At 73.5% G+C, this 17,631-nt stretch carries 15 protein-coding genes and 1 pseudogene; 12 read left to right on the top strand and 4 right to left on the bottom strand.

Annotated elements, in window-relative coordinates; all coding sequences use genetic code 11:
- Positions 1–23: 23 nt before the first annotated feature.
- The gene (locus ACQPYN_RS00685) at positions 24–800 is read right to left on the bottom strand and encodes a PIG-L family deacetylase (protein WP_433032060.1); all 777 of its coding nucleotides are present in this window, start codon (positions 798–800) and stop codon (positions 24–26) included.
- A gap of 1,424 nt (positions 801–2,224) precedes the next feature.
- Between ACQPYN_RS00685 and ACQPYN_RS00680 the strand changes: the two genes are divergently transcribed.
- From ACQPYN_RS00680 to ACQPYN_RS00670, 3 genes are all read left to right on the top strand, one after another.
- On the top strand, positions 2,225–2,539 hold the full coding sequence (locus tag ACQPYN_RS00680; protein WP_433032057.1) for a hypothetical protein: 315 nt from the start codon (positions 2,225–2,227) through the stop codon (positions 2,537–2,539).
- A gap of 177 nt (positions 2,540–2,716) precedes the next feature.
- A complete protein-coding gene (locus tag ACQPYN_RS00675) occupies positions 2,717–3,976 on the top strand; it encodes a class I SAM-dependent methyltransferase (RefSeq protein ID WP_433032054.1) in 1,260 nt (419 codons plus the stop codon).
- A gap of 66 nt (positions 3,977–4,042) precedes the next feature.
- Positions 4,043–4,801: an SDR family NAD(P)-dependent oxidoreductase gene (locus tag ACQPYN_RS00670; protein ID WP_433032051.1), complete on the top strand. Its 759-nt coding sequence runs from the start codon at positions 4,043–4,045 to the stop codon at positions 4,799–4,801.
- A 7-nt stretch (positions 4,802–4,808) separates the two neighbouring features.
- On the opposite strand, the pseudogene ACQPYN_RS00665 reads toward ACQPYN_RS00670, so the two are convergent.
- Positions 4,809–6,468 (bottom strand): annotated as a pseudogene (locus tag ACQPYN_RS00665) (TM0106 family RecB-like putative nuclease).
- Between the two features lie 243 nt (positions 6,469–6,711).
- On the opposite strand from ACQPYN_RS00665, the gene ACQPYN_RS00660 reads away from it, so the two are divergent.
- The 7 genes from ACQPYN_RS00660 to ACQPYN_RS00630 all read left to right on the top strand — a co-directional run bounded on the left by ACQPYN_RS00660 (position 6,712) and on the right by ACQPYN_RS00630 (position 13,590).
- A complete protein-coding gene (locus ACQPYN_RS00660; protein ID WP_433032048.1) occupies positions 6,712–7,458 on the top strand; it encodes a DUF6474 family protein in 747 nt (248 codons plus the stop codon).
- A 380-nt stretch (positions 7,459–7,838) separates the two neighbouring features.
- Positions 7,839–8,807, top strand: coding sequence for an IclR family transcriptional regulator (locus ACQPYN_RS00655; protein ID WP_433032045.1), 969 nt, complete (start codon positions 7,839–7,841; stop codon positions 8,805–8,807).
- A complete protein-coding gene (locus tag ACQPYN_RS00650) occupies positions 8,804–9,490 on the top strand; it encodes an ABC transporter permease (RefSeq protein WP_433032042.1) in 687 nt (228 codons plus the stop codon). The genes ACQPYN_RS00655 and ACQPYN_RS00650 overlap by 4 nt, the downstream gene beginning before the upstream one ends.
- Positions 9,491–9,545: 55 nt before the next feature.
- Complete coding sequence (locus ACQPYN_RS00645) at positions 9,546–10,604, top strand: ABC transporter ATP-binding protein (RefSeq protein WP_433039157.1); 1,059 nt, start codon at positions 9,546–9,548, stop codon at positions 10,602–10,604.
- A complete protein-coding gene (locus tag ACQPYN_RS00640; RefSeq protein ID WP_433032039.1) occupies positions 10,601–11,413 on the top strand; it encodes an ABC transporter permease in 813 nt (270 codons plus the stop codon). Before ACQPYN_RS00645 ends, ACQPYN_RS00640 begins: the two co-directional genes overlap by 4 nt.
- A 78-nt stretch (positions 11,414–11,491) precedes the next feature.
- Positions 11,492–12,514 carry a glycine betaine ABC transporter substrate-binding protein gene (locus tag ACQPYN_RS00635; RefSeq protein WP_433032036.1) on the top strand — a complete coding sequence of 341 codons (1,023 nt, stop codon included), beginning with the start codon at positions 11,492–11,494 and terminating at the stop codon, positions 12,512–12,514.
- A 116-nt stretch (positions 12,515–12,630) separates the two neighbouring features.
- A complete protein-coding gene (locus ACQPYN_RS00630) occupies positions 12,631–13,590 on the top strand; it encodes a glycine betaine ABC transporter substrate-binding protein (RefSeq protein ID WP_433032033.1) in 960 nt (319 codons plus the stop codon).
- Here the strand turns inward: ACQPYN_RS00630 and ACQPYN_RS00625 are convergent, their stop codons facing one another.
- Complete coding sequence (locus tag ACQPYN_RS00625; RefSeq protein WP_433032030.1) at positions 13,591–14,283, bottom strand: NAD(P)H-binding protein; 693 nt, start codon at positions 14,281–14,283, stop codon at positions 13,591–13,593. It lies immediately after the preceding gene.
- A 170-nt stretch (positions 14,284–14,453) separates the two neighbouring features.
- Between ACQPYN_RS00625 and ACQPYN_RS00620 the strand changes: the two genes are divergently transcribed.
- Together ACQPYN_RS00620 and ACQPYN_RS00615 are read left to right on the top strand one after the other, a co-directional pair.
- Complete coding sequence (locus ACQPYN_RS00620; RefSeq protein WP_433032027.1) at positions 14,454–15,521, top strand: amidohydrolase family protein; 1,068 nt, start codon at positions 14,454–14,456, stop codon at positions 15,519–15,521.
- On the top strand, positions 15,518–16,261 hold the full coding sequence (locus ACQPYN_RS00615; RefSeq protein ID WP_433032024.1) for a metal-sulfur cluster assembly factor: 744 nt from the start codon (positions 15,518–15,520) through the stop codon (positions 16,259–16,261). Before ACQPYN_RS00620 ends, ACQPYN_RS00615 begins: the two co-directional genes overlap by 4 nt.
- A 241-nt stretch (positions 16,262–16,502) precedes the next feature.
- Here the strand turns inward: ACQPYN_RS00615 and ACQPYN_RS00610 are convergent, their stop codons facing one another.
- Positions 16,503–17,459 carry a hypothetical protein gene (locus tag ACQPYN_RS00610; protein ID WP_433032021.1) on the bottom strand — a complete coding sequence of 319 codons (957 nt, stop codon included), beginning with the start codon at positions 17,457–17,459 and terminating at the stop codon, positions 16,503–16,505.
- Positions 17,460–17,631: the final 172 nt, after the last annotated feature.

The raw sequence follows: 17,631 nt of genomic DNA, 5'->3' as shown, positions 1-17,631 counted from the left end.
CGCCCACCCTGGCCGGTGCGACGCTATGCGGGGAAGAGCGAGTCCTCGCGGTGCGCGGGATCGCCACCCGCGCGGATGAACCACTCGGTGCCGAACGCGAGCGCGAACCGGTCGTCGTCGAGCGTGAGGAAGAAGGAGTCGTCGGCGATCTGGCTGCGGTGGGCGCGCATCGCGGCTCGCTTGGCGTCGAGCCACGGGGTGACGTCGACGCGGGTGGTCAGCTCCGACTCGGGCGAACCGAAGGCCTCGGGGTCCAGCTCGGGCGCGTCCTCGCCGGCCTCCCGGGCCATCGCCATCATCTTGCGGAACTCGTCACGGTTGGACGTGGCCTCGTAGACCCGCGGCGTGCCCGCGAGCTCCCCGGCGCGCCGACCGACCCGGTGCACCTGGATGTGGTCGGGGTGGCCGTAGCCGCCGATGCGGTCGTAGCAGGTGAGGACCTCGGCGTCCTCCTCGCGCAGGATCGCCGCGAGCCGCTCGGCGGCCTCCTCGACGTCGGCGGACCAGAACGACCCGGACGCGCCGTTGGTGTCCGTGTCGACCATCCCGGAGTCGACGTAGCCCAGGAACTCCACCCGGGCGATGCCCAGCACCGCTGCGGCGTCGTGGGTCTCCTGGACCCGACGCTCGGCGAGGGTCTCGCCGTCGGCCAGCACGCCGGGCACGATCTCGCCGTGCTCGCCCCGGGTGGCGACCACCAGCACCACCCGGTGCCCCGCGTCCGCGGCCGCCCGCATGACGCCGCCGCAGGAGATGCACTCGTCGTCGGGGTGCGCGTGGAAGCTCACCATGGTCGCCACGCACACGAGCCTAGTGATCGGCCCTCAGGCCAGCGCGATCGACGCCACCAGCACGACGAGCACGAGCAGGACCACGGCCGCGGTGCCCAGGATCGCGCCCGCACGCGGGCCCGGCCCACGGGCGAACAGCTCGCGGCCAGGCAGGCCCTCGGACCGTGCCGCGCTCGCCGCCCACGGCGGCGCCGTCTCCTCGGGGCGGGCGACCCCTCCCCGGCCGACCGCGCCGGCACCGACCCCGGCACGAACTGGGTGCGCTCGGGGGCGGGCGGCGCGGCACGGCGCGGGACACCGCGCGGAGGCACCGACGAGCGGCGCACCACCTGGGTGACCTCCGGCTCCGGGGCCCCGCGCGTGACGACCTGCGTCCGGTCGGCGGCGGGTCCGGCCGCGTCGCGGACGACCTGGGTGGTGTCCGGCGAGGTGTCCCGGTCGTCGATCCCCTCGGTCGACCAGCGGAACGGCGGCGGGAACGGGTCGGCCGGCAACGGGCGCTCATCGGTGCGCGTGGCGTCGTCCGCATCGCGCTCCTCCGCGTCGACGGGCGGGGGCGGCGGGCGCAGCGCGGGCCCCGCCGGTGGCGCGCCCGGCAGCGGTGGGGCGTCGGCGGACGGACCCGGGACGGGGATGCCGCGGGGGACGTCCGCCACGGACGGCGTGGCGGTGCCCCCGTCATCTTCCGGTCCGGAGGGAGCGGCCGCCAACGCACCGTGTCCCGAGGACACGGTCCCGACGGGTGCGGCCGGTTCCCGCGCTCCTGACGCCTCCCCTCGCGAACCGTGTCCTGAGGACACGGTCTCCGGGGTGGTCTCGGCGGGAGCGGCCGGCTCCCGCGCTCCGGAGACCTCCCCTGCCGAACCGTGTCCTGAGGACACGGTCTCGGCCGGGGTCTCGGCTGGGTGGTCCTCCGCGGGGCCGGGCGTCGGCGGGGCGAGGGCGTCCGCGAGCGACCCGGTCACCGGCTGAGCGGGGCGCGCCCCGGCCTCCGGACGGTCGGGATCGGTCGTCGGCCGATCGGTCGCCTCGGACGGCGGGGGCGTGACGGCAGGCGGCGGCGTCGCGGGGGTGGCGACCGACTCGGCCGCGGCGGAGGGCGGTGCCGGCATGCCGCTCCCGGAGGCGCTCGCCGGGGCGGCGCGGCGGGGCTCACGAGCCGTCGGCCCGCCCGGGAGCCGGGGCGGAGGGGGCGGCGGGGAGGCCGGCGAGGCGGCGCGGGGGCCGCGGGCCGCACCGGGGCCGGCCGGTGTCGTCGGAGGGCGCCGGGAGAACGGCGGGGTGCCGGGCGGCGGGGTGCCGGGCGGAGGGGTGCGGGCCGGAGGTGTCCGGGGCCCCGGGGGCTGTGACGTCGACGCGGCACCGGACCCGGGGTCCGTCGGCGGCCGCGTCCCGTTCGGACGCGCGGGAGGCGGCGGGGCGCCGCGCACGCCGTGCCGGGCGTCGGGCGTCGTCGTGGCCGCCCGGGTGCGGTCGGCGGCGCCGTCGTCCTCGAGACCCAGCTCGCGGTCCGCGGCGTCGAGCTCGCTGTCGTCGAGATCGTCCGCGGGGGCGGGCGGCGGGGGTGCGGGCAGCCGTTCGGCGAGGAGCTCGTCACGTCGCCGCCGGTAGGACTCGGCGTCGACCCGCCCGGTGGCCAGGTCCTCGTCGAGCCGACGGAGCTGCTCGGGGACGCCCATCTCACCTTCCTCCGGGGCTCTCGGCGGACGGCGCGGTCACCCTCCGGTCTCGGGGACTCCGCACGGTAACCCACCGACGGGCCTCCGGAGTGATCGTCGGCGAGGACCTCGAACGTGATCTCCGCGAAAAGCGGCGAACACTCGGGCGCCCGATCACGAAGGTGGCGTGGAGTGCGGCCACACGGCTCGCACCGCGAAGGATGCACAGGCGGTCGAGAAGACGGCCGCGGACGAGAGGACAGCCACGTGTCATCGACCTCGCGCACCACCGAGCCCCGCCGCGTCGTCCCGCGGCCCGCCGAGGGTGTGTGGCCGGGCCTGCAGGACCCGGGCGAGAACCGGCTGCGCATGACGGTGGCCCGCGCCCTGGTGCGCGCGGCCGTCGTCCGCCTCCCGCTGCACCTGGTGTGGCCGGACGGGTCGGTCGAGGGCGACCCGCAGGGTCCCGAGCTCCGCCTCATCCGCCCGGAGGCCTTCTTCACGCGCCTCGGCCGCCAGGGCCTCATCGGCTTCGGCGAGGGCTGGATGGTCGGCGACTGGGACTCCGACGACCTCGTCGGCGTGCTGCGCTGCCTCACCGACCACGTCGAGCAGCTCGTGCCGCGTCCGCTGCGCAACCTGCGCCGGGTCTACGACCGCGGCCAGCCGCACGAGGAGGTCGCGGCCGACGCGACGGTGTCGCGCGAGAACGTGCACCGGCACTACGACCTGTCGAACGACCTGTTCAGGCTCTTCCTCGACGAGTCGATGATGTACTCCGCCGCCTGGTTCGACCCGGCCCGACCGGCCGAGTCCCTCACCGACGCCCAGCACCGCAAGATCGACGGGATCCTCGACCTCGCGGGCGTGCGCGCCGGCAGCCGCGTCCTCGAGATCGGGACCGGCTGGGGCGAGGCCGCGATCCGCGCCGCGCAGCGCGGTGCACGGGTGACGACGCTGACGCTCTCGGTCGAGCAGGCGGGGCTCGCCCGCGTCCGCGCCGAGCAGGCCGGTGTCTCCGACCGCATCACCATCGACGTCCGCGACTACCGCGACGCCGTCGGCGAGTACGACTCCGTGATCAGCATCGAGATGATCGAGGCCGTCGGCGAGCGCTTCTGGCCCGAGTACTTCGCCACCGTCGACCGGCTGCTCGCCCCCGGCGGTCGCTTCGGGCTCCAGTCGATCACGATGCCGCACCACCGGCTCCAGGCGACCAAGGACAACTACACCTGGATCCACAAGTACATCTTCCCCGGCGGCCTGATCCCCAGCCTCGAGGCGATCGACGCGACGCTCGCGGGGCACACGTCGATGGAGGTCGTCGAGCGCCGGTCGATCGGCCTCGACTACGCCGAGACGCTGCGCCGCTGGCGGGCGACGTTCCTGGCCCGGGAGTCGGAGGTCCGGACGATCGGGTTCGACGAGACCTTCGTGCGGATGTGGGACTTCTACCTCGCCTACTCCGAGGCCGGGTTCGCCGCGCGGTACCTGGACGACTTCCAGCTGGGCATCGCGCGGCGATAGACGTCACGGCACGAACGGTCAGGGATGACCGGCGGCCCGGTCGGGGCGGCGATAGCCTGCGCGGCCATGGACACGACCGATGTCGCCGCGATCGTCACCGGTGGGGCCTCCGGCCTCGGGGGCGCCACCGTCCGCAAGCTCGCCGCGGGCGGCGCCCGGGTGATCGGGATCGACCTGCCCTCCGCGGTCGAGGACGCCGAGAAGCTGGACAACGTCGAGTACGTCGGCGCCGACGTGACCGACCCCGACCAGGTGGCGAGCGCCGTCGAGGCGGCGACGTCCACCGGGCTGCCGCTGCGCGTGGTGGTCAACTGCGCGGGCATCGGCACCGCCGGGCGCGTGCTGTCCAAAAAGGGCCCGCACGACCTGAAGGTCTTCCAGCAGGTCATCGGGGTCAACCTGGTCGGCACGTTCAACGTCATGCGCCTGGCGTCCGAGGCCATCGCCGCGACCGAGCCGCTCGCGGACGGCGCGCGCGGCGTCGTCGTCAACACCGCGTCCGTCGCCGCCTTCGAGGGACAGGTCGGCCAGATCGCCTACTCGGCGTCGAAGGGCGGCGTCGTCGGCATGACCGTGCCCGCGGCCCGCGACCTCGCGCAGTACGGCATCCGCGTCATGACCATCGCCCCCGGCATCATCGACACCCCGATGCTCGCCGGCGTCGAGGAGTCGTTCCGCGAGCAGCTCGCAGCCGGCATCCCGTTCCCCCAGCGGCTCGGGCGCCCCGACGAGTACGCGCAGCTCGTCGCGATGATCGTCGAGCACGACTACCTCAACGGCGAGGTCATCCGGTTCGACGGCGCGCTGCGGATGCAGCCGCGCTAGTGCCGGCTCAGAGGTCCTCGAGGAACGGGACCTCGAGGACGCGGTCGGATGTGAGCCACGTGCGCAGGGTCCACGTGGCCCGCACGTCGTCGGCGTTGTAGACGAGCAGCCGCTCGCGCTGCGCGGTGTCGGGCTCGCCCCCGTCGAGGGCGACCGCGTCGCGGTACCAGCGCATGGAGTTCTCCCCGCCGGCCTCCGGGTCGTGCCAGGCGAAGCCCGCCGACGGCGCGACCCGCTTGAGGCCCTTGCCGTGCGGGCAGAGGAAGGCGTCGCTGACCACGGGGAAGAGGTCGATCCACGCGTCGGAGGCGATGAACTCCTCGATCTCGGCCGCGGGGGGCACACCGGCCATGCCGGCGAAACGCTCCGCGGAGGCGCGCAGCCAGCGGTTCTCCGCCTGCTCGTTGTAGCAGTAGGCCCGCAGCACCAGCCCGCGCTCCGCGCACCGGGTGCGGACGTCGGTGAGCCATGTCCAGAACTCCCCGAACGAGCGGCCCTCGTCGCGGGTGGGCAGCGGGTCCCAGGTGACGAAGCCGCGGTAGCCGGGCTCGAGGCCGATGTCGGCGCCGGAGAGCAGCGCGCCCCACAGGTAGGCGCCGTCCTCGCCGAGGCTCTCCATGTCGACGTCCACCTCGACGTCGCCGCGCGCGACGGTGGGCCGGCGGACACGGCGCACCAGCGGGACACCGCGACGCCAGGCGCGGGCGAGGGCGACCGCCTCCCGCAGCTCGGCACCGTCGAGCGCGCCGTCGCCCACCTCGGGGTCGTCCGGGGGCGGGCCGGGCAGCCCCACCGCGGGGTCGAGCGCCGCGAGCTCGCGCACGGTGGTGACGCCCCGGCCGCGCAGCCGCAGCGCCGCGTCGCCCCGGACGACGAGGCTGACGTCGTCGACCGCGCGCAGCTCGGCCTCGCACGTCGGCCACCACGGGCAGCGGCGGCACTCGGTGATGCGGGAGGGCTCGGCGAGCGCGGGCGCCCGCCGGCGCGCGGCCTCGGCGACCGCCAGCCGGTCGGCATGCCGCCCGTCGTAGGTCTCGAGCGCGCTGCGACCGCCGGAGCCCGACGGCGCCGCCAGGTCGATCCACACGACGACGTCGGCGTCGAGGCCGACGACCCCGCCCCAGACCGGCTCGCCCGGGTTCTCGGGGGGTGCGAGCCCCGCCGCGCGCAACATGCGGTGCAGATGGGCGAGACGCAGCACGTCGCGGGTGACGGTGCGGATGCGGCGCGTGTCGTCGGGAGCGGCGGCCGCCGGGTGCGGCCTGCCGAGCGGGGACGTGACGGCCCCGCCCCGGGATCGGTGACGCGGTGCCGCACGACGACCAGGGGCCACCAGCCCGAGGAGGGGTCGCCCGGCTCGGCCCGGACCAGCACCTCGACGTTGCCCCGGCGGCCCTCGGCGGCGGGCAGCTCCGCCCCGCCCACGAAGTCGGGCACCGGGGCGGGACCCGAGAGGAGCGCCTCGGTGGCCTCCGCGCGCGCCCGCGAGCCGGACGCCGGCGGGACCGATGTCCAGTGCGGACCGAGCAGCTCCGCCCACCGGGCGGCGAGCTCGGCACGGTGGGCCGCCGCGTCCGCACGGCGCATCGCGACCCCGGGATCGGCGTCGTCACCGCTGGGCGGGGGCCGCCCGGAAGGTCCTCCACCGGGACGTGCTCGAGGTGCACCCGGCGGCGGCAGCGGGTGGTGGCGGCCGCGTCGAGCAGGACCGGGCGGGGCGCGGCGGCGGGCGGGCACCCGTCGTCGGCCTCCCGCGCGGTCGTCGTACTCATGTCCCGAGCTTCCCACGCCCCCCTGACACCCCGTCACGCTGCGGGATCCACGCCGGGCGCGCCGGGTGGGCGGACCACTAGGGTGCGGGCGTTCGCCCGGGCGCCCGACGCGCCGCGGGCACGAGACGGGGAGGGTCCATGGGACTGCTGCGCCGCGGACGGCCCGCGACGGAGGCCGACGCGCTCGAGATCAGCGACGACGTCTTCGTCGTGAGCCCGAAGGCCGCCGACCTCGCGGTCTCGGCGCAGAAGGAGCGGCGCAAGGCGGCCCGGGCGGAGCGGCTGCTCGCCGAGACCCAGGAGGCCACGCTCCTCGGCGACAAGAAGGCGCTCAAGGCCGCGAAGAAGCGTCGCAAGAACGAGCCCGAGGACGACGATGACGACGACCTCACCGGCACCGCCGCCGACCCGCTGACCGGCGCGAAGATCAAGCGCTACATCGGCATCGCCCGCATCGTCGTGCCCGTCGTGGCGCCGATCGTCTACCAGGCGGTGGGCATGGCCCGGGACCGCTGGGACGCCCACCGCGCCCGCCAGTTCGGCGTCGCCCCCGACGAGCTCGCGGAGTTCACCGGCCGCGGCGCGGCGCTCTACGCCCGCATCCACAACCTCGCGCTCTCCGCCCGGGACCTGCGCGCGCGCTACGGCGACGGCGATGACGCCCGGGCCACCGAGGTCCGGTCCTTCGTCGACGACGCCCAGCAGCGCCTCACCGACCTGGAGTCCGCGGTGCGTGCCGCCGAGCAGATGCCCGGCTCGCGGCGGCGCAGCGCGCACATCGCGGTGGGCGGCGAGCTCGACCGCATCGAGAACCGGCTGCTCGCGCTCTGGGGCGTCGGCGCCCCGACGCGCACCGCGATTTCCGGCGGCACCGGCCGCTCCTGAGGGCCCCGCTACTCCCCGAACCGCCCCGGAACTGGCCCGATCGGGCTACCACCGGGTGTTCCCGGCACATCACGATCGCGATACGCGTCCGCCATCACGCATCGTGACCTCGGCACCCCTCAGGTGGGTGGGATCGCCTCACCGTGGCCTGGAGCTGGCCGAATCCGGTTGTGGACGGCCCATCGGAGCCTCCGCGGCTACCCAGTGCGTCCATGACGGTCGAGAAACATCCCTCGAATGTCGGACGTACGGGGTGACAACCTCCGCCTGACGCGCCTACTGTCCCCGCAGCCGTTGTCGCAAGGACAACGCCCGTTGCCGCAGACGCCCCGAGTGAGGGGCGTCACCCGAGGTCGGCGTGGAGGGGAGGAAGGCGGTCGATGAGCCCACGCGCGCGTACCGGCGGGCCCGACGCCCCGGCCCCGCGGTCGCCCGCGACCTCCCTCGCCGCCACCGCAGGCTCCGGCGCCCCGCACGGGCGCCGCAACCGCGACGAGGCCGGCGGGCCCGTCCACCGCGCGCTCGACGTGCTCGACCTGCTGGGGACGCCCGGCGGGCCGTCCTCGCTCGGCGTCGTCGAGATCGCACGCCAGCTCGGCCGGGACAAGTCCCAGGTCTCGCGCCTGCTCAAGGTCCTGGCGGACGCCGGCTTCGTCGACCGGGAGCCGGGCTCGCTGCGCTACCGCATCGGCACCCGGCTGTTCGCCATCGGCGCCACCGCCGTCGACCGCCGCCTGCGCGACGAGGCCGACGCGGCGGTCGCCCGCGAGGCCGCGCTGCTCGGTGAGCGCATCGACGTCGGCATCCGCAGCGGCGGCAGCGTGATGACGATCAGCACGGCCGCGCCGGACAGCGAACTGCGGGCCTCGGGCTGGGTGGGCCGCACCGCACCGTTGTCGTGCACCGCGACAGGTCGTGCGCTGCTGTTCGACCTGGACACCGCCGCCATCGCCCGCGTGATCGTGCCCGAGGGCCTCGGGCCGGCCGGTCCGGCGGCCCCGCGCTCGCTCGACGAGCTCGTGTCGCGGGTGGTCGACGAACGCCGGCGCGGATGGTCCACCGCCCGCAACGAGACCGACCGGGGCCTGCTGGCCGTGGGCGCCCCGGTGCGGGACAGCGGCGGGGCGGTGGTCGCCGCGCTGGGCGTCAGCGGCCCGGAGTCCCGCGTGGACCCCGTGTTCGACGAGGTCCGCGCCGCCGTCCTGCGCGCCGCGGCCGATCTCTCCCGAGCGCTCGGTGCCGGTGCCGGGGGCCTCGCCGGCGCCCGGGCCGGTCCACCGCCCACTCCGGCCACCGACGGCGTGTCCCCCCTGTCCACTCCCCCTGCTCCCGAGAGAGGAGCGTCGTGAACTTCCTGAACTACCTGGCGGGCAACGCCCAGCAGATCATCTTCCTGACCCAGGCCCACTTCCTGGTGGTCCTCATCGCCGTCGGCGTCGGATCGCTGATCAGCGTCGCGCTGGGTCTGGCGGTGTCCACCGGCGAGCCGGACCCGCCCCGCTACTCGGTCGACTGGTTCGCGGCCGGCGTGCGCGAGGGCGGGCTGGTCTTCACGGCGGCGCTGCTCACGGTGCCCTCGCTGGCACTGTTCGCACTGTTCCTGCCGATCACCGGGCTCGGCGTGAGCACGGCGATCATCGTGCTGATCATCTACACCCTCTACACCGTCCTGCGGAACACCGTGGCCGGCCTGACCACCGTCGACCGGGCCGTGCTCGAGTCGGCCCGCGGGCTCGGTTACGGCCGCATCCGGCGGCTGCTCACGATCCAGCTGCCGCTGGCGTGGCCGGTCATCCTCAACGGCATCCGCGTCACCACGCTGATCTCGATCTCGATCGCCGTCGTCGGCGCGGTCGTCCAGGGCCCCGGCCTGGGCATCCTGCTCCTCAACGGGATCTCCCGCATCGGTGCGTCGAACGCCTTCTACCAGGTGCTCGCCGGCACGCTGCTGTGCCTCGTCGTCGCCGCCGTCTTCGAGATCTTCTTCGCCATCGTCCAGCGCCTGACCATCCCCAGGGGGATCCGTGTCTGACACCGCAGACCAGACCACGTCCGTCCCGGAGCCCGGCACCGAGGCGACCGACACGATCGTCCTCGAGGGCGTCGAGAAGATCTATCCGGGAAGCACCCAGCCCGCGGTGAGCCAGCTCGACATGCGGATCCCCAAGGGCGAGATCGTCATGCTCATCGGCCCCTCGGGCTGCGGCAAGACGACGACGCTGAAGATGATCAACCGGCTCATCGAGCCGACCGCGGGCCGCATCCTGCTCAACGGCAAGGACGTCACCCACGTCAACGGCGACCTCCTGCGTCGCGAGATCGGCTACGTCATCCAGCAGGGCGGTCTCTTCCCGCATTTCTCCATCGCCGACAACATCGGCGTGGTCCCGAAGATGCTCGGCTGGGACAAGCAGCGGATCCGGGCGCGGGCCGACGAGCTGCTCCACCTCGTCGGGCTCGAGCCGTCGACGTTCCGCGACCGTTACCCGCGCCAGCTCTCCGGCGGCCAGCAGCAGCGTGTCGGCGTCGCCCGGGCCCTCGCCGCCGACCCGCCCGTCATGCTCATGGACGAGCCGTTCGGCGCCATCGACCCGATCACGCGTGACCGCCTCCAGGACGAGTTCCTGGAGATCCAGCGCACCGTCGGCAAGACGATCGCCTTCGTCACCCACGACCTCCAGGAGGCCGTGAAGCTGGGCGACAAGATCGCGGTGTTCGCCACCGGCAAGCTCGAGCAGTACGACGAGCCCGAGACGATCCTGACCCGCCCGGCCAACGACTTCGTGTCGGACTTCGTCGGCGGCGGCGCGGCGGTCCGGCGGCTGAGCCTCCTCGACCTCTCCCGCCTCGAGCTGCACCCCATCGAGACCGACGAGCGCGCCGTCGGTAACCAGAACGGCACCCCGGTGGCCGAGGTCGACAGCTCCGGCAAGCCGGTGTCCTGGCGGCACCTGCCGGGCGCCGAGGCCTCGGGGACCCCGCTGGTGACGGTGCCGCTGTCCGGCACGGTCTACGACGCCGTCGACGTCATGCTCGACGGCTCCGCCTCGCTGGTGGCCGTGGTCGACGAGGAGGGCCGCGCCGCGGGCGTCCTGCACTGGAACGACCTCGTCGGCGGCCTGCGGACCCGGAAGGGTGACGCATGAGCACCGCGACCACCGAGACCGTCGACACGCAGTCCGACGTCGCCGTCCTGGAGGAGGAGAAGAAGCAGGGGCGCTTCGCGGCCCTGTGGCTGCAGCACTACGACCTGGTGATCCTCCCGGGGATCATCATCGTCCTGCTGCTCGCCCTGCTGCTCTACATCGGCACCCGCGACCTCGACACCATCGAGGAGCGCGTGCTCGCGCCCGACAACCTCGCCTCGCTGCTCGGCCAGCACCTCTGGCTCGCCGCGCTGTCGACGATCCTCGTGCTGATCATCGCCGTGCCCCTGGGCATCCTGCTCAGCCGGCGGGCCGCTCGCCGTATCCAGGGCCCGGTGCTCGCCATCGGCGGTTTCGGCCAGGCCCTGCCGCCGTTCGGCGTCCTGCTGCTCATGGCGTTCGCGTTCAACTTCGGCGTCACCACCGCGGTGATCGGTCTGACCCTCGCCGCCCTGCTGCCCGTGCTCCGCAACACGGTGATCGGTCTGCAGCAGGTCGACCAGTCGCTGATCGAGGCGGCCCGCGGCATGGGCATGTCGTCGCGGCAGACCCTGTTCCGCGTCGAGGTCCCGCTGGCGGTCCCGGTCATCGTGGCCGGGCTGCGCGTGGCGCTCGTGCTCAACGTCGGGACGGCGACCCTGGCCAGCTACATCGGCGCGGGTGGTCTCGGCGAGCTCGTCCAGCAGGCGCTGCGGCTCAACCGCATCAACGTCCTGCTCGTGGCCGGCGCGATCATCGCGACGGTCGCCCTGCTCATCGACTGGCTCGCCGGCGTCGTCGAGCGGATCGTCGTCACCCGGTCCGGCTGACGGCCGACCCCCAGAGTTTTCTCGGCCGTCCGCCCCGCACGCGAGGCCCGGCCAACCCCGGAGGATAAGGAGATCACTGTGCGGTGGACATTCCGCGGCGACCACACCGGTCGTCGTTCCGGATGGCGGGCGGGCGCTGTCACGCTCGCCGCCACGGCCCTGCTGGCCGCCGGCTGCGGCGGCCTCTCGGGCTCGGGCCAGCCCCAGGCGCAGGGCGGCAGCCTCGCGGCCAGCGGCATCAACCTCGCCGGCCAGACCTACACGGTCGGCGGCAAGGAGTTCGACGAGCAGCTCGTGCTCTGCAAGATGACGATCGCGTCGCTGCAGTCGGTGGGCGCCACGGTCAACGACCGCTGCAACATCACCGGTACCGCGTCGACGCGCGCCGCCCTCACCAGCGGCCAGATCGACATGTACTGGGAGTACACCGGTACCGGCTGGATCACCCACCTCAAGAACGCGAGCCCGATCCCGGAGTCGCAGGCGCAGTACGTCGCCGTCCGTGACGCCGACCTCGCGCAGAACCAGATCGTCTGGCTGCCGCCGTCGCCGTTCAACAACACCTACGGCCTCGCGGTGACCCAGGCGTTCGCGCAGCAGAACAACCTGCGCACGCTCACCGACTGGGGCAACTTCGTCAACAGCGGCAACCCGGCCGCCACCACCTGCGTCGAGGCCGAGTTCGCCGGCCGCGACGACGGTCTGGCCGGGCTGTTCCGGACCTACGGCGTCACCAACCCGCCGTCCGGTCCGCCCGGGCTGAACACCCTGGACACGGGGGCCATCTACCAGGCCACCGCCAACGGCAACCCGTGCAACTTCGGCGAGGTCTTCACCACCGACGGCCGCATCCCCGGCCTGAACCTGGTGACGCTCCAGGACGACAAGAACTACTTCCCGAAGTACAACGCGTCGCCGACCATCCGCAAGGAGGTCTTCGACCGGAACCCGAGCGTCCAGCGGGTGTTCGACGCGATCACCCCGCGTCTGACCGACCCGGTGATGCTCGACCTCAACGGCCAGGTGTCCTCGCAGGGGCAGGACCCCCAGCAGGTCGCCACGCGTTGGCTGCAGCAGCAGGGATTCATCGGCGGCCAGTGAGCCCCTGGTGAGTTTCTGACGGTGTGACGGCGACGGCCGGCCGCGGGTCCCCGACCCCGGCCGGCCGTCGTCGTCCGCCCCTCCCCCGGCCACCCTCGCGATCGGACCCCACGCCCGTGCCCCGACTGCGGCCCGCCCTGGTCCTGCTCACCACACTCGTGGCGGTGCTCGCGCTCGCCGGTTGCTCGAGCAGCGAGCGGCTCACCCCGCCCGGGAGCCTCGCCCGCGAGCTCGACCTCACGGGGCAGACGCTGACGGTGGGTGGCAAGGAGTTCGCCGAGCAGATCGTGCTCTGCAAGATGACGATCGCCCTGCTCCAGTCGACCGGGGCGACCGTGGTCGACAAGTGCGACACGAAGGGCTCGTCCAACGTGCGGGCCGCCCTGATCACCGGCCAGATCGACATGTACTGGGAGTACACGGGCACGGCCTGGCGGACCTACCTCTCCCAGGAGTCGACGATCGCCGACCCCCGGGTCCTCTACGACGCCGTGCGCGCCGCCGACGCCGGCAACCAGATCACCTGGCTCGACCCCACCCCGTTCAACAACACCTACGCGGTCGGCGTGCGCACGGACGTCGCGCAACGCCTGCGGGTGCGCACCATCTCCGACTTCGCCGCCCTCGTGCGCCGCGGCTCGCCCGAGGCCACGCTCTGCGTCGACCAGGAGTTCACGGGCCGCGAGGACGGCCTGCAGGGACTCCTCGCGACCTACGACATCACGCTCGGCGACCGGGCCCTCGACACCCGCCAGATCGAACAGATCTACGGCGCCGTCGCCACCCAGAACCCCTGCACGTTCGGCGAGGTGTTCGCCACCGACGGGCGGCTCAACCCGCTGCGGCTCTCGACGCTCGTCGACGACCGCGGGTACTTCCTGCCCTACAACGCGGCGCTGACCGTGCGCAGCGACGTGATGGCCCGCGCCCCCCGCCTGGCCCTGCTCGGGCGCATGGTGGCGCCGACGCTCACCGAGCAGGTGATGCGCGGGCTCAACGAACGCGTCTCCGCCGGCGGGCGCAGCCCGGACGAGGTGGCGCGGTCGTTCCTGCGCGAGCAGGGGCTGATCGGGTAGTCAGCGCGGGGCGTTCGCGCCGGCCAGCGCGGCGACGGCCTGGGCCGGCGGGACGGTGCCGCCGATGAGCTCGAGCACGGTGCCGGCGGAGGCGTGGGTGTCGAGGAGCGCGAGGAGGACGGCGGCGACGTCGTCGCGGGTCACCTCGCCGTAGCCGACCGGCGGCTGGGTGCCCGCGGGCCCGAGCCGGACCAGACCGGTGCCCGGGTCGTCGGTGAGCTTGCCGGGCCGCAGGATGGTGAGGTCGAGGTCGTCCCGGGCGCGCAGCGCGTCCTCGGCGGCCTTCTTCGCCCGCAGGTAATAGCCCCAGATCGAGTCGTCCTCGTCCTCGGTGGGCACCGCGTCGAGCCCCATGGCCGACACCAGCAGGTAGCGCCGGACGCCCGCGGCGGCCGCGGCGTCGGCGAGGAGCAGAGCGGCGTCGCGGTCGACGGTCTCCTTGCGCTCGGCGGTGCTGCCCGGGCCGGCGCCCGCGGCGAAGACGACGGCGTCCGCGCCGGTCAGGTGGCCCGCGAGCTCCCCGGAGCCGATGGCCTCGAGGTCGGCGACCACGGGGTCGGCGCCCGCCTCGCGGACGTCGTCGGCCTGGCCCGGGTCGCGGATCAGTGCGGTCGTCGCGTCCCCCCGGGCGGCCGCCTGCCGCTCGAGCCGCAGGGCGATCTTGCCGTGTCCGCCGGCGATGACGATGCGCATCTCCCGACCCTAACGCGGGCCGCGGGGGTGTCGCCGATGTCCGTTTCGGCGGTGGATGGAATCCGTGGTCTTGCCCGCACCCGAACCATCACGTGTGATGTGGGCCGCCGTGTCCACCACCACGTTTCGCGTCCGGACCACTGGTCCGTCCGCATCAGGAGGCTGTCGCCGTGTACGAGAAGAACGGTGAGAAGTACTTCGTCGTCGACTCCCACATGCATTTCTGGGACGCCTCGCCCGAGAACTGGGTCCAGGGTGCCGAGCAGTACGCCAAGGGCTGGATCGAGTGCTTCCACGCCTACCAGTCGCTGGGACCGGCCGAGACCCACCAGTCGATCGAGGAGTTCCAGAAGGTCTCCGAAGAGCAGCTGATGCGCGAGGAGTTCGACGAGGGCCACGTCGACGTCGCGATCCTGCAGTCGACGTACCTCCGCGAGTGGTACAAGGACGGCTTCAACACCGCGGCCCAGAACGGGCACCTCGTCGAGCAGCACCCCGACAAGTTCATCGTCAACTGCCGGTTCGACCCGCGCGACGGCGACGCCGGCATGCGCGAGTTCGAGGCCGAGGTCGAGAAGTGGCACCCCAAGGGCATCAAGCTCTACACCGCGGAGTGGAACGGTGACTCGCGCGGCTTCAAGCTCTCCGACCCGGAGTGCTACCGCTTCCTGGAGCGGGCCCAGGAGCTGGGCATCAAGAACGTCCACGTGCACAAGGGCCCGACGATCTGGCCGCTGGACAAGGACGCGTTCGACGTCTCCGACGTCGACCACGCGGCCACCGACTTCCAGGGCCTCAACTTCATCATCGAGCACGTGGGTCTCCCGCGCATCGAGGACTTCTGCTTCATGGCGACGCAGGAGCCCAACGTCTACGCCGGGCTCTCGGTGGTCACCGGCGGCCTCATGCACGCCCGCCCGCGGTTCTTCGCCAAGGTCATGGGCGAGCTGCTGTTCTGGGTCGGCGAGGACAAGATGACCTTCGGGTCGGACTACAACATCTGGACCCCGCAGTGGCAGGTCGAGGGCCTCGTGGACTGGGACTTCCCCGAGGGCCACGACTTCGACGACTACCCGCGCCTGGGTGTCGACGGCAAGAAGAAGATCCTCGGCCTGAACGCGGCGAAGCTCTACGACATCGACGTGCCGGCCGAGTTCCAGCTGTCCTCGGACACCAGTGCGCCGGCGTCGTCGGACGACGCCGAGCTGGTGGAGGACCGGGCGGTGGCTCAGGCATGACGGTGCTCTCCGACGCCCGCTCCTCCGACTCCAACGAGGCCGAGGCGTCGGCCGCCACGGGGACGGCGGCGCGGGTGTGGGAGGCGCTGCGCACCGTGCGCGACCCCGAACTGGACACCGACGTCGTCTCCCTGGACTTCGTCGGGGCCTGCTCGGTGTCCGACGACGGGGTCGCGCACGTGTCGCTGCGCCTGCCCACCTACTTCTGCGCCCCGAACTTCGCGTTCCTCATGGTCGCCGACGCCCACGACGCGGTGTCGGCGGCGGACGGGGTCGCCCGGGCCGACGTGGTCCTCGCCGACCACTTCGCCTCCGACGCGATCAACTCCGGCGTGGCCGCGCGCGCGGGCTTCGTGTCCTCGATGGCGGGCACCGAGGTCGGCGAGGCCGTGTCCGAGCTCGACGACCTCCGGCGCACGTTCACCGAGCGCGCGCTCATGGCGGGCACGGACCTCGTCGTCCGGCCCCTCATGCGGGAGGGCGCGACGCCGGAGGACGTCGCGGCCATGACGCTCGGCGACGCTCCCGCCTCCGACGATCTGTCGCGGCTGCGCAAGCGTCGCCGCGAGCTGGGGATCCCGTCCGACGACGGCGACCCCCTGGTCGTGGACCCCTCCGGCGCACGAGTCGGCATCGAGGCCCTGCCCCTGCACCTGCGTAAGGCGCGCAGTTACCAGGTGGGCGTCGACGCCAACACGAGCATCTGCCGCGGCCAGCTCGCGGCGCGCTACGGCGTCTGACCCACTCGAGCACCACCCGGCGCGCCCGTCCTCCTCGGAGGGCGGGCGCGCCGTGCTGTGTCCTTCGTTGGCAGCGAACGCGCTGTTCGCTGCTTCTATGCGCGCGAAGTCCCCGTTCGCTCGGGGGCGAGGTCGGCGGCGGACCACCTCGCCCGCAGCGAACGCGCTGTTCGCTGCTTCTATGCGCGCAAACTCCGCGTTCGTTGCTCAGGCGGATCCAGGCGCAGGGTGGGCCGCGGGCTCAAGGACCGACGACCACTCGCAGATCGGGGCACGGCCGCGCGGCGGCCAGGCGATAGCTGCCCCAGAGCTCCTCGATGACCGCAGGTCCCTCCGTCAGCAACCGCCGCGGCCGGGTGTGGGCGACCAGGACACCGAAGCTCTGGATCCTCGCCCGCCGGCGCAGGGTCGCGTCCCAGTCGGCGAGCAGGAAGTGGTGCTTGTAGGAGTCGATCTCCCACGCGAGCCCGACGTCGGGGAAGTAGGCGTCCGCCTGGGCGATGTACGTCCCGGACGGGTCGTACAGGCGCGCGTTCCAGAGCACCGGCGGGAGACCGCTGTCCGCGTGGAGCTCGCGTGCCCAGGCCTCCGCCACCGAGCGGACGCCGTCCGCCATCTCCTCGTGAAGGACCTGACGCGGCAGCGCGCTCCCTCGCTGCGATCCCGCCGCGAGCTCGGCGACCAGGCGGGCCACGGTGGTCCGCCCCTTCTGGAGGGGCTCCGCGAGGATGCCGCGCACGGCGTCACGCCGGTCCTGTCGACGGGCGGTGTCGACGATGGCGCGGTCGAGAGGGGCGAGTGCGAGATCGTCGACCATGACCGCAGCGGGGAGACGTTCGGTCCGCTCGATCTCCACGAAGGCCGACGACGTGCGCTGACGATCCCGGTCGACGAGCACGAGCATGCGACCTCGGGGCGAGGGATCGGTCAACCCGTACCGGCGGAGGGCCTCGCCACCGCTGAGCACCGACGAGGGCCCCGCGTACAGCAGTGCGGCCGCTGCGCGCTGGTCCCTCGTCGGCTCGTCCGGTCCGTCCTTGACCACCCCGCGCAGGACCCGACGTGCGTGACCGGCCTGGACCCTCCGGGCGATCGTGGACGAGGGCATGCCGAGTGCCGTCAGGTCGGCCACCGCCGCGACGCCGAACAGGCCGACGGACGCGATGGCGACAGGGTCGATCCGGGCACGACGAGGCATGCCGCGAGCGTCGCCCGGCCGTGCGCGCCGGAGGTAGCGGCGCTGCCGACCCTGTGGACGCGAACGGAGGGTGGGGACGGGCGACTGGCGGAGTCCGTCGCCCACCAGCCGGCGCGAACGCGGAGTTCGTGCGCATAGAAGCAGCGAACAGCGCGTTCGCTGCACACCGCGA

Source organism: Actinomycetospora sp. CA-053990, assembly GCF_050948445.1.
Classification (GTDB): domain Bacteria; phylum Actinomycetota; class Actinomycetes; order Mycobacteriales; family Pseudonocardiaceae; genus Actinomycetospora; species Actinomycetospora callitridis.
Note: the sequence above shows the minus strand (reverse complement) of the source record. Positions and strands in the feature narration are given on the sequence as shown.

What these genes read in the sequence shown, in the direction of transcription:
- ACQPYN_RS00640 (WP_433032039.1), top strand. Translation starts at nt 10,601, where the DNA reads ATGAGCACCGCGACCACCGAGACCGTCGACACGCAGTCCGACGTCGCC.
- ACQPYN_RS00655 (WP_433032045.1), top strand. Translation starts at nt 7,839, where the DNA reads ATGAGCCCACGCGCGCGTACCGGCGGGCCCGACGCCCCGGCCCCGCGG.
- ACQPYN_RS00610 (WP_433032021.1), bottom strand. Translation starts at nt 17,459, where the DNA reads ATGCCTCGTCGTGCCCGGATCGACCCTGTCGCCATCGCGTCCGTCGGC.
- ACQPYN_RS00625 (WP_433032030.1), bottom strand. Translation starts at nt 14,283, where the DNA reads ATGCGCATCGTCATCGCCGGCGGACACGGCAAGATCGCCCTGCGGCTC.
- ACQPYN_RS00660 (WP_433032048.1), top strand. Translation starts at nt 6,712, where the DNA reads ATGGGACTGCTGCGCCGCGGACGGCCCGCGACGGAGGCCGACGCGCTC.
- ACQPYN_RS00615 (WP_433032024.1), top strand. Translation starts at nt 15,518, where the DNA reads ATGACGGTGCTCTCCGACGCCCGCTCCTCCGACTCCAACGAGGCCGAG.
- ACQPYN_RS00670 (WP_433032051.1), top strand. Translation starts at nt 4,043, where the DNA reads ATGGACACGACCGATGTCGCCGCGATCGTCACCGGTGGGGCCTCCGGC.